The sequence below is a fragment of the Rhizobium sp. NPDC090279 genome (assembly GCF_044769665.1).
Lineage (GTDB): Bacteria > Pseudomonadota > Alphaproteobacteria > Rhizobiales > Rhizobiaceae > Rhizobium.
Genome location: NZ_JBIVYI010000031.1, coordinates 1 through 10707, shown reverse-complemented (window position 1 = coordinate 10707; position 10707 = coordinate 1). Strand labels below are relative to the sequence as shown.

The 10707-nt window shown below is 59.5% G+C and carries 10 protein-coding genes and 2 pseudogenes; 2 read left to right on the top strand and 10 right to left on the bottom strand.

The genetic code is table 11. The features are described from left to right. Together ACIQWP_RS31535 and ACIQWP_RS31530 are read right to left on the bottom strand one after the other, a co-directional pair. Positions 1–93, bottom strand: a pseudogene (locus ACIQWP_RS31535) (electron transfer flavoprotein subunit beta/FixA family protein); the annotation flags it as partial. Positions 94–124: 31 nt separating this feature from the next. Next, the gene (locus tag ACIQWP_RS31530) at positions 125–2566 is read right to left on the bottom strand and encodes an FAD-dependent oxidoreductase (RefSeq protein ID WP_402796354.1); all 2442 of its coding nucleotides are present in this window, start codon (positions 2564–2566) and stop codon (positions 125–127) included. 92 nt (positions 2567–2658) lie between these two features. Between ACIQWP_RS31530 and ACIQWP_RS31525 the strand changes: the two genes are divergently transcribed. Continuing rightward, on the top strand, positions 2659–3603 hold the full coding sequence (locus tag ACIQWP_RS31525; protein WP_402796352.1) for a LysR substrate-binding domain-containing protein: 945 nt from the start codon (positions 2659–2661) through the stop codon (positions 3601–3603). Here ACIQWP_RS31525 and ACIQWP_RS31520 read toward each other — a convergent pair. The 7 genes from ACIQWP_RS31520 to ACIQWP_RS31490 form a co-directional block, all read right to left on the bottom strand. Further along, positions 3600–4883 (bottom strand): NAD(P)/FAD-dependent oxidoreductase, encoded by a 1284-nt coding sequence (locus ACIQWP_RS31520; RefSeq protein WP_402796350.1) that lies wholly within the window; start codon positions 4881–4883, stop codon positions 3600–3602. The genes ACIQWP_RS31525 and ACIQWP_RS31520 overlap by 4 nt on opposite strands. A 29-nt stretch (positions 4884–4912) precedes the next feature. Beyond that, positions 4913–6058, bottom strand: coding sequence for an aldo/keto reductase (locus ACIQWP_RS31515; RefSeq protein WP_402796348.1), 1146 nt, complete (start codon positions 6056–6058; stop codon positions 4913–4915). Between the two features lie 30 nt (positions 6059–6088). Then, on the bottom strand, positions 6089–6823 hold the full coding sequence (locus tag ACIQWP_RS31510; protein ID WP_402796345.1) for an aspartate/glutamate racemase family protein: 735 nt from the start codon (positions 6821–6823) through the stop codon (positions 6089–6091). 64 nt (positions 6824–6887) lie between these two features. Beyond that, positions 6888–7727: a transporter substrate-binding domain-containing protein gene (locus ACIQWP_RS31505; RefSeq protein WP_402796343.1), complete on the bottom strand. Its 840-nt coding sequence runs from the start codon at positions 7725–7727 to the stop codon at positions 6888–6890. A gap of 24 nt (positions 7728–7751) precedes the next feature. Further along, positions 7752–8414 (bottom strand): amino acid ABC transporter permease, encoded by a 663-nt coding sequence (locus tag ACIQWP_RS31500; RefSeq protein WP_402796341.1) that lies wholly within the window; start codon positions 8412–8414, stop codon positions 7752–7754. Next, entirely contained in the window at positions 8414–9058 is a 645-nt protein-coding gene (locus ACIQWP_RS31495; RefSeq protein WP_402796339.1) for an amino acid ABC transporter permease, read from the bottom strand. The genes ACIQWP_RS31500 and ACIQWP_RS31495 overlap by 1 nt, the downstream gene beginning before the upstream one ends. Next, positions 9055–9819, bottom strand: a complete 765-nt coding sequence (locus tag ACIQWP_RS31490; protein ID WP_402796336.1) for an amino acid ABC transporter ATP-binding protein — start codon at positions 9817–9819, stop codon at positions 9055–9057. Before ACIQWP_RS31490 ends, ACIQWP_RS31495 begins: the two co-directional genes overlap by 4 nt. A 618-nt stretch (positions 9820–10437) precedes the next feature. Between ACIQWP_RS31490 and ACIQWP_RS31485 the strand changes: the two are divergent. Beyond that, positions 10438–10587: pseudogene (locus ACIQWP_RS31485) on the top strand (AAA family ATPase); the annotation flags it as partial. Here the strand turns inward: ACIQWP_RS31485 and ACIQWP_RS31480 are convergent. Then, positions 10524–10707 (bottom strand): hypothetical protein (locus ACIQWP_RS31480; protein WP_402796357.1); only part of this gene is annotated, 184 nt, incomplete at its 5' end. The pseudogene ACIQWP_RS31485 and the gene ACIQWP_RS31480 overlap by 64 nt on opposite strands.

Below are 10707 nucleotides of genomic sequence, written 5' to 3'. Positions count from 1 at the left end.
CACGTTCGAAAGCTCAACGCCAGAACCATCCGGCTTCACGCGGATCTTCACGTTGTAGTCAACTACCCGCTTAACTGGCACGAGAATCTTCATGGTGCTCTCTCCTGGACTCGACGTTCTGTCATCACATGCGGCCGCGCAGGGCATCGGGATCATAGGGGGATTCCGGGATTACGCGCGCCTTGCGCATCTCCCCGAGGATCGGCACCTCGAGTTCGGTGCCAGGATTGCCAAGTTCGACCGGGAGCAGCACGAAGGCAACATCGCAGCCAAGCGTGTAGGCGTAACCACCGGAGGTGATGCGACCGGCGATCTTGCCGTTGCGATAAACGCCCTCATGGATCAGCGAGCTCGCGCCCTCCGTGTCGATGGTGATCGTGACAGACCGTTGTTTGACGCCCTGTTCCTTCTGCCGCGACAGGGCCTGCTTGCCGATGAATTCGCCCTTGTCCAATCGAATGAAGCGGTCGAGGCTGCTTTCCCAAGCCGTCAGTTCCGGGTTCATGTCGCGGTACATGGCGCGATAGGATTTTTCGAGTCGAAGCGATTCCAGCGCCTGCAGACCGATCAGCCGCATCCCATGCGGCTCACCCGCCGCAAGCAGTGCTTCGAGGAGATGGCGCTGATAGCAAAGCGGATGATAAAGCTCCCATCCGAGCTCGCCCTCATAGTTCACGCGCAGCAACCGAACGTCGGTGGCAAGACCGACCGTGCCCGATTTGACCCCGAACCACGGGAAAGCCTCGTTGGAGAGATCCATCTCGGTGAGGCCTTGCAGCACTTCGCGCGCCTTGGGACCGACGATCGTGAAGCAACCACGCTCGTTCGTCGCGTTACGCAATTGAACGGTCCCGTCCCTTGGCAACAGCTTCGACAGGTCGTCGAAATTCCAGCGCTCCGCGCGTGGTGTCGAGATCAGGTAGAACATGCCATCCTCAAGCCGGGAGACGATATACTCCGCCTGCACGCCACCGTTCTTCGTCAGGTGATGGCTGAGATTGACGCGGCCGACTTTCGGCAGTCGGTTGGCGAGAATGCCGTCGAGCCACGCTTCGGCGCCGGAGCCCGAGACCTCGAACTTCGTCATCGGCGTCATCTCGACAAGGCCGACGGCGTTGCGTACCGCATGGACTTCCTCGCCGACATACTTGCCCTTCTCGGTCCAGCGCCAGCTGTTCTGATCCTTGGCCACGACACCATCAGGCGCGAACCAGTTCGGCATTTCCCAACCGTTCAGGACGCTCCAGACAGCACCGCGCTTGGTGAGAATATCATAGGAGGGTGCCGTCTTCTGGGCACGGGCCGCTGGCATGTCCTGGCCCGGATAATGCAGCTCGGCATGGGTGCCCCAGCTTTCACGCACCTTCTGCCTCGTCCATTCCTTGTTGGCATAGTCGCCAAAGCGGCGCGGATCGAGTTCGGACGTATCAAGGCTGTTTGCGCCCTCGACAATGCGCTCCGACAGGTAATAGCCGATGGCCCCGCCCCAGAGGATACCGCCCGGCACGCCTTCGGCGATCCAGACATTCTCCAGCCCCCAGGCCGGCCCCACCAGCGGCAACTCGTCAGCCGTCATCTGGAATGGACCGCGCACATTCGCCTTGATGCCGACCCGACCAAGGGCTGGTACGAGTTCCATGGCACGTTCCCAATTCCAGGAAACGGAATCGAAATCCTCTTCCAGCAAGTCCGCACCGAACCACTCGGGCACGCCGTTCTCCGCAAATAGCTTCAGGTGCTCGGTCTTCTCATAGGGACCGAACATCAGCCCATCGCCTTCCTCGCGCAAATAACCCTCGAAAGCCTCGTCGCGCAGGATCGGCATTTCCGGCAGGCCCTGGCGCTTGCGCTCCACCACTTCCGGCACGGCATCGGTGATCCAGTATTGATGAACGATCGGGATCGCCGGAATTTCGAGGCCGAGCATGGCGCCGGTCTGGCGCGCGTAGTTGCCGGTTGCCGATATCACGTGCTCGCAGATGATCTCGCCATTGTTGGTCAGGATTTTCCACTCACCACCCGACAGGCGTTCAAAGCCACGCACCTCGGTATTGAGATAGATCTTGGCGCCACGATCTCGTGCCCCTTTCGCCATCGCCTGCGTGACGTCGGCCGGCGCTATGTGGCCATCATCGGGATGATGGAGCGCTGCCAGCATCTCATGATTGTTTTCGAGAAGCGGCCACAGCTTTCGAGCCTCTTGTGGCGTCACCAGTTCGGCGCGGATACCCTGAACGGCGGCAACGCTCATGTAGCTCTTATACTCGTCCAGCCGGTCGCGCGTGTTCGCGATGCGCAGCTGCCCGCATTTGTGCCAACCCACATGCTGGCCGGTTTCGGCCTCTAGGCCTTCATAGATCTCAATCGTCTTGGCGATCATCCGGCCGATATTGATGCTGCGCGCATAAGAAGGAATGAGACCGGCGGCATGCCAGGTGGAACCGGCGGTCAGCTGTGTGCGCTCCAGAAGCGCAACATCCGTCCAGCCACGTTTGGTGAGGCCATAAAGAATGGCGGCACCGACACAACCACCACCAATAACGACGGCGCGAGCATGAGTTTGCATGGAGAGTTCCCGATTTGATTTCGGGCGAGACTACCGGCGGTGATTACGGTTGTGACGTTGCAAAAAAGTACAGAGGGGCATAACTTCAATTTATGCACAGACTGCGATCCCTGGTACCCTCCGCCAATTATCTTTTCGTCTTCGAGGCGGCAGCCCGCCGGCGAAGCTTTACGGCCGCCGCCGAGGAGCTGAATGTCAGCCAGCCGGCCGTCAGCAAGACCATCAAGCTGCTGGAGGAAGCGACGGGGCTGAAATTGTTTCGCCGCGAACACACGCGGCTGGAGCTGACCGCCGAGGGCCAGAGACTCTACAGGGAAACGCAACAGGCATTCGATCACCTACACATGGTGCTGACATCCTTGCGCACGAAGCATTCGAACGACACTGTCAGGGTGTCATTCTCGGCGTCTTTCGTGCAGCTCTGGCTTCTTCCGCGCCTCAAGGATTTCAAGGCGCGGCATCCCGATATCGCGCTGCGTATCGAGGAAAGCAGCCGCGACGATCAGGATCTGGATGAGGAGAATATCGACATTTCAGCCCGGCTCGGGGCAGGAAAGTGGCCAGGACTACACGCATGGCATTTCGTAACCGAGGAAGTCATTCCCGTCTGCAATGCCGATTATCTCAGGGAGCACGCTCCCGTCAGCGAACCTGCCGATCTGCTGCATCACAGACTTCTGCATTTCGAGGAGCGGCATCGCGTTCGGCTCGGCTGGCACGATTGGCTCAGTCACTATTCCGTTCCCGTCGCTCGCCTGGACCAGGATTTTGTCTTCACGGACGCACTGAGCTCGATCGAGGCCGCAGTATTCGGGCAAGGCATCGCACTTGGCTGGAAACACCTTGTCCACGATCATGTCCGGGCCGGCCGGTTGGTCTATCCGCTCGATGCCGTTTATCGGTCCGGTCAAACCATATACATCGTCATGCCGGCGCAGCGTCCGGCAAAACACGGTGCCATGCTCTTCCGGGATTGGCTGCTTGAACAGGGTGCCGACGCACCCATCTTCGGAACAGCCGAGATGCCCGCGACCTAGAATCGCTCGCCGGAAAAATGCGCGAGCTGGGCACCAACCTCGTAATAGGATTCCTTGAAGCCTCTGAAGGACTGTTGCTTCGCATCGGTGACCGGCAGCGGCAGATCGACCTCCTGCAGTTCCCCGAGAATATGGCGGGCCAATATCTGTCCGAAGACAGTACCCGGCGCTATGCCGCGACCGTTGTAGCCGGAAAAGCCCACGATGTTCTGCTCGAAACGATGGAAACGCGGCAGAGCATTGTCGGTCATGCCGATCTTGCCGTACCACTCATATTCGAACTCAGCAGGCCCTAGCTGTGGAAAGAGCCGCGCAAGCGCGCGTTTTGCCCAACCGACATGAACCGCCGTTCCAGTATTGCGCAAAGCGCCGACGCTGCCGAATACCAGGCGGCCGGCCTTGTCCATCCGGAAGGACGACAGGATTTCCTTCGTATCCCATGCCCCTTCCCGACGGGGAAGAATGCACTTGCGCAGTTCGGACGGCAGCGGCCGGGTGGCGAGATTGAAATAGGGAAGATGCACCTGCTCCCGGCGAACTTTTGCCCAAGGTCCCTCGCTATAGGCGTCGGTCGCGACGACGACCCATTCAGCGCTTACGGAGCCGCTCTGGGTCGAGACCTTCCAGACAGTTCCGTCGCGTGTACATGAGACAACAGGCGACCCCGTATGCAGCATGGCGCCGGCATGTACCGCCGCATGCGCCAACCCTCGCACATAAGCGAGCGGCTGCAGCGTCCCCGCGCGCCGATCAAGGAGCGCGCCCGCATAGGCCTTCGTGCCGATGCGAGCCGCCGTCTCATTCGCATCCAGCAGCTCGACCGGCGCGCCACGCTTCTGCCATTGCCGGGCGCGCTCGGTGATCTCCTTCAAGCCGGACTTGCCAACTGCACAATGCAGGGTGCCGTTACGCTCGAGCTCGCATTCAATGCCGTGCTTGTCTATGATGGACATGACGATCTGCGGACCATTGCCGAAAAGCTGGAGCAGCCGCTCGCCATGAATACCACCAAGCTCTCCCGGCAGATCGTCCGGCATCACCCACATGCCGGCATTGATCAGGCCGACATTGCGCCCCGATCCGCCGAAGCCGATTTCGGTTCCTTCAAGCACGGCGACGCTTCGCCCGGCCTCGGCAAGATGCAGGGCCGCCGAAAGGCCGGTGAAGCCGCCGCCGACTATCACCACATCCGCGGCGAGTTGACCGGTCAAAGGCAATGTCCGCGGGGCGGCGATGGCCGTCTTTTCCCAAAGACCATGGGAGCGCGCATCATTCAACATATCATAGCTCCTTCCAACCAGCCGCACATTCAATCGAGATCTTCAGTCTTCGGTTGGCCGAATGTGTAGTCCGTCACCTTGGGCAGCAGGATTTCCCTACGATAGCTTGGCGGCTTGTCGCCCACCGATGCGCCGGCATTGAGGATCGCGGCCTGATAGTCGTCGGCAAACAGCGCGTAGGGATAGGGTGCATCGATGGCGGTGGCGTTATCGAGTTTCGCGCGGAGTTCAGCCGGGATCGTGAATTCAAGCGCGGCGAGATTGTCATCCAGTTGCGAAAGCCGGCTGGCGCCGACGATCGCCGCAGCGACGCCTGGGCGGTTGACGCACCAGTTGAGCGCCACCTGTGCCATACTGCGCCCCATCTCGCCGGCGACCCTTTCCAGCACGGTGAGGATGCACATATTGTGTTCGGTGAACAATCCGAGGCCGCCGCCCGACGAGTCCTGCGAAAGCCTCCCCCCTGCCGCCGATCCGGGGCGATACTTTCCGGACAAAAGCCCCATGGCAAGCGGGCTCCATGCGGTGATGCCAAGACCGAGCGTCTCGGCGAAGGGGACGAATTCGTGCTCGATGCTCCGCTCCACCAGCGAATAGGGCAATTGCAGGCAGATCGGCTGGGTGAGCGTGTGCGCTTCCGCCCATGTCTGGGCACGAGCTGCGTACCAGCCAGGCACGTCCGAAAGCCCGGCATAGCGAATCTTGCCGGCACGCACGAGATCGTCGAACGTCCGCATGACCTCCTCGGCTGGCGTCATGCGGTCCCACGTATGGAGAAGATAGAGATCGATATAATCGGTCTTCAGGCGTTTGAGCGAGGCATCGACCGCCTGCATCATCGCCTTGCGGCCGTTTCCGCCGGCATTCGGGTTGCCTGGAGAGAGGCTGTTGGAAAACTTCGTGGCGATGACAACCTCATCGCGCAAGCCGGCTTCCGCCACGAAGGTCCCAACAAGGCTTTCGCTCAATCCCCCGGCATAGGAATTGGCGGTATCGATGAAGTTGCCGCCGGCGGCGATATAGCGCTTGAAGATCGTCCGCGCGGTCTCTTCATCCGCACCCCAGCTTCCACTGATACCGCGAATGCCACCGTTGCCGAAAGTCATCGTGCCCAAGGCCAGACGGCTGACGCGCAGCCCGGAACGTCCGAGCAGATAATATTGATCAACAGACATGTTTGCCCTCCCCGGTCGAAGCTGCCAGCGTCACATGCTGCCGGCATAAGGGCGGCGGGCAATGCTCTGCTGGACATAGTTGATCATGGTGATGAAGTCGAACACGGGGCGGCCCGTGGCAGCTTGGACGGCATGCGCATAGGGCGGCAGATCGCTGCATTCGAGGAGGATAGATTGCACATCGGGATGCTCCTCCACCAGATGGCGGGCAACCTGCGTCACTTCGCGTTCGATTTCAGCGGAATCCAGCGTCCCCTTTTCCTCAAGGATCGCCTGGCGAAATTCCGTCTGGTCCTCCATGCCGGTAATCGCAAGGGAAATACCCTCCGGCACATTGCAGGCCTTGAAATGTCGCGGCGTAAGCCGTGACGCATTCGCCGTGATGATGCCGACGCTGCCGCCGCAAAGCGCATGCATGAAGGGAATCTGCATCAGGCTCGAAAGGAAGACCGGGATATCGAGCGCCGCTGCCACTTCCTCCTGAAAATAGGCCATGAAGCCGCAGGCACCGGTAATCGCCTTGACGCCGCGGCTCTCCAACTCCAGGGCCGCTTCCACGAAGGCGTCCTTCAAAGCGGGGTCACGCCGGTTCAAAAGCCTGTCGATCGACGCTCCCCGCACCTCCTGAAACCGGACCGGATAAGTGTAGGTGGTAGCATTCCCGACATTTCCTGGAACACACGGATAGGCAGCATCGAGGATCAGAATGCCAATCTGCTCTCCATACCATGACTGCGTCCTGCGTGTGACCGTATAGACCGTCATCGCCATCTCTCCCGATATCTATTCGCAAAGAGCGGGGGAAGATCACCTCCCCCGCACCACGACTTCACTGCACCAGACGTGGAGCGCCGGTATCGGCAGCCGTGCCGTCGAGGCCGTAGGATTTGAGGATCTTGACGATCGTTCCGTCCTTATGCATCGCCTCGATATTGCGATCGAGCGCCTCGCCGAATTCCTTTGCCTTCAATGAATATGGAAAGGCTGCCTGCGCCGCTTCTTTCGTCGCCTTCACACGCGGATCGGCGGCAGCGACGGCAACCTTGACATCCTTCAACGCGCCCTTCTGGGCAGCAACGACGCCCGTCGAATAACCGTCCACGGCCACGTCGATGCGTCCGGCGAACAGATCCTGCTGCATGTTGACGGAATTCGGATAGAGCTTCAGCGACGCGCCGAGCAAGGTCTTCAGGTCGGCAACCCAGAGATAACCCTGGACCGTACCGACCTTCTTGCCTTCAAGATCGGATACATTCTTGAAGCCTTGCTTGGAGTAGATCGCCATCTGGTCGGTATAAAGCGGCGCGGACAGGTTCATTGCCTTGGCCCGCTCTGCGGTGCGATACCAGTCGCCTGTGGTTATATCCGCCTGGCCGGAGAGCACATACTGGATGGCTGCGGCGGGATCGACAGCGACCGCCTTGATCTGCAGGCATTCTCGCTTGGCGAATTCGGCGGCGATGTCGCCATCGATCCCCTTCATGTTCCCGCCATCGTCCATATAGGAATGCGGCGCATAGGTCGTCACGGCAACGGTCAAGGTGCCCGGCTGGATGGTCGCGAACTTATGCTGCGGCGTACAATCGGCAGCGTGCGCAAGCTCAGCCGACAACAGCATGCCGACGATGCCGGGCAGAAGAAGATAAGTCTTGGACTTGAATGCGGCCATGCCGGAATTCCTTTCTTCAGGGGGTTAACGTTGAGCGTAAAGGCCCGCGCGCTTCTCGACATGGCTGACGAGGAGAGCGGCGGGTATCGAAATGCAGGCATAGAGCGCACCGGCGCAAAGCAGGGCGGGGAAATAACGAAACGTGGTGGAACCGATTTCGTAGGCGCGGCTGACGAGCTCGGGCAAGGTAATCGTGAAGCAAAGCGATGTGCCTTGGAAAATAAGGATCGAGAAGCCGAGAAGCGCCGGTAAAGCCACCCGCAGACCCTGTGGAAGCAGGACGTAGCGCAACTCGTCAATCCGGCTCAAACCGAGCGCTTCGGCTGCCTCGCGCTGGCCATGAGCGATTGATTGCAGGCTCGCTCGAATGATCTCGCTTGTGTAGGCGCCGGTGTTCCAGGCGAGTGCGATCACTGCAGCCGCGAAGGCTTCGATTGTCAATCCGACACTCGGAAGTCCGAAATAGATGAATTGCAGGAGCACCAGGGCCGGTGCGCCGCGCCCCACCTCGACAAGAACAAGCGATGCCGCCCGGAGCGTCCGGTTGCGTGCCAGCACCCCCAACGCCAACAGAAGCCCGAAGGGAATGCCGAGCAACAAGCTGAGCGCGGTGACCTGAAGGCTGATGGAAAGGCCGCCGAGGAGATCGGGCATCCAGGAGACAATTTCGTCATAGCTTGGAAACATCAGCGCGCCACCTTCGATCGGAGATGAGCGTCGGCGACGCGCGACAGCCAGGCGACCGGCAGGCTGAGGAAAATGTAGAAAAGTCCGACGACGGCGAATATTTCCAGACCGCGGAACGTCAGCTGCGAAAGCTGGTTGCCCTGGTAGACGAGTTCCGTCACCCCGATGGTCGAAGCGACAGCCGTCTCCTTCATCAAGCCGATGAGATAACTTGCCGCCGACGGCAGGGCTACCCTGAAGGCCTGCGGCGCCACCACATCCCTCATCGTATACCATCGGCCAAGGTCGAGCGCCGTCGAGGCCTCCCATTGGCCGTGATGAATCGAATTAAGGGCACCACGGTAGATTTCCGACATGTTCGCAGCCGCGATAAGACCGAGGCCGGCAAGCGCCGCCACGAACGGGCTGATCGGGAAATAGCCCATCCCGAAACCGAAGAAGATGATGAACAGCCAGAGGATCGGCGGGAAGGCGCGGATGATCTGGATCAAAATCGAAGCAAGGAGGCGCAGCAGGAAAAATCGGCTTCGACGCGCGGCCAAAAGCGGTACGGCCAGAATGGCGCCGATCGCGAAGGAACCGGCAGTCAGGGCAATGGTCCAGACAAAGCCCCGAACAAACATAAGAAGATCGGCTGCGCTCATCGGTCATGCACCGCACGAAGGAAGCGACGCGTCCGCTCGTGCTGCGGACTACGCATGACCTCGGCAGACGGACCCCTTTCAACGATCTGGCCATCCGCCATGATCATCACCGTGTCGGACACGTTTTCGGCGAAACCCATTTCGTGGGTCACAACGACCATCGTCATCCCGCTCGTGGCCAGTTCGCGCATGACGGCCAGCACTTCGAGCCCAAGCTCCGGATCGAGCGCTGACGTCGGCTCGTCGAACAACATCACTTCAGGATCGAGCGCCAGGGCCCGGGCAATGGCAATCCGCTGTTGTTGTCCGCCCGAACAACGGCCGGGATACTGTGCAGCCTTATCGGTCAAGCCGACACGGCTTAGCAAATGCATCGAACGTTCGTCCGCTTCGGCCCTGCTGCGGCCAAGCACCCGTTCTTGTGCAAGGCTGACGTTGCGCAGCACGGACATGTGAGGAAAGAGATTAAATGACTGGAAAACCATGCCGACACGTCGACGCAGGCTCGAAAGCTCGGCACGGGATACCGGCTGCGCCGCGTTGATTGTGGTTGGACCGATGGTTATCGTGCCGCCCGACGGAGGCTCGAGATAGTTGATGCAGCGAAGCAAAGTGCTTTTGCCCGAACCGCTAGGCCCAATGATCGCGAGAACCTCGCCCGCACTGACTTCAAGATCGATCTTGTCCAAAACGGTATGTGTTCCGTAATGCTTACTGAGCGAGTGCAGGCCAATGAGCGTTTTACGGGCAGCGACTTTCATCTTGGATCATGCCCCATACTTACGTTGGAACGTGAATTTTGAACCGTCGCCATTGCGTACGATGTCACCAATATCGTCGACTCCCGTTCAAGCGCACGCATTAGCGCGGGCGTGAACGGCCCTGGCTCGTAGCGTCATGAAATATCTGCTTTGTTGGTCGCTTCCCTTAGGAAAGGCTGTGTTCCCACTTTTGTTGGTCAAACTCTAACAGTGACGAACAGGGATGGCAGTCGAAAAAAAATACGAGCCGAGATAACCTGAGGTTATGCAGCTACAACAAATGCAAATAGTCGCCTTGAAGGGATATGAACCGTCTGCCCTGCTATTGCGCACTTCCTCTGCAACAAATTCGTTAGGCAAGCCAAGAGCTTGACCTGCTCGTAGTGACCGAATTGCGGCCGCCAGGCGACCGACTGCTCTCGGCCGCGTAATGGCAGTAGCGGATATTCTGGCCAATACGATCGCTGATTCATCACGTTGTTCGATAGACGTCGAGCAGCAGTTCGGGACGGGGGTCATCCTCGGACGAGACGCGCGAGCTGATTCACTCAACCCCGTCAGCTCGTCCACTCTCTTGTTAAGCCATTGCCTTCCGGCAGCCTTTCCGTTGAGCAAGTCCGCTACCAGCTAAGGCAACATGCCGAAACGATGCCGGAGCATGTTCGTTCCAAAGCCCTCATTGCACCTCCTGCCTTCGCTCCACCTCAAAAGCCGCGGGGCCGGCCGCCTAAAAATAACCAGTTCTCCTTGGCGTCCACGCCGGCATAACTGGGGAGTTTTACTTCGGCACTTCGGAGGTGCGGACGAAAACTTGGACTAACAGGAGATAGTTCATGTATTCGTATGAAGACCGCATGAGGGCTGTGCAGCTCTATATCAAGCTCGGCA

Excerpts from the sequence above, each read along its gene's own strand:
- ACIQWP_RS31515 (WP_402796348.1), bottom strand. The coding sequence starts at position 6,058 with ATGTCTGTTGATCAATATTATCTGCTCGGACGTTCCGGGCTGCGCGTC.
- ACIQWP_RS31500 (WP_402796341.1), bottom strand. The coding sequence starts at position 8,414 with ATGTTTCCAAGCTATGACGAAATTGTCTCCTGGATGCCCGATCTCCTC.
- ACIQWP_RS31490 (WP_402796336.1), bottom strand. The coding sequence starts at position 9,819 with ATGAAAGTCGCTGCCCGTAAAACGCTCATTGGCCTGCACTCGCTCAGT.
- ACIQWP_RS31510 (WP_402796345.1), bottom strand. The coding sequence starts at position 6,823 with ATGACGGTCTATACGGTCACACGCAGGACGCAGTCATGGTATGGAGAG.
- ACIQWP_RS31520 (WP_402796350.1), bottom strand. The coding sequence starts at position 4,883 with ATGTTGAATGATGCGCGCTCCCATGGTCTTTGGGAAAAGACGGCCATC.
- ACIQWP_RS31505 (WP_402796343.1), bottom strand. The coding sequence starts at position 7,727 with ATGGCCGCATTCAAGTCCAAGACTTATCTTCTTCTGCCCGGCATCGTC.
- ACIQWP_RS31495 (WP_402796339.1), bottom strand. The coding sequence starts at position 9,058 with ATGAGCGCAGCCGATCTTCTTATGTTTGTTCGGGGCTTTGTCTGGACC.
- ACIQWP_RS31530 (WP_402796354.1), bottom strand. The coding sequence starts at position 2,566 with ATGCAAACTCATGCTCGCGCCGTCGTTATTGGTGGTGGTTGTGTCGGT.
- ACIQWP_RS31525 (WP_402796352.1), top strand. The coding sequence starts at position 2,659 with ATGCACAGACTGCGATCCCTGGTACCCTCCGCCAATTATCTTTTCGTC.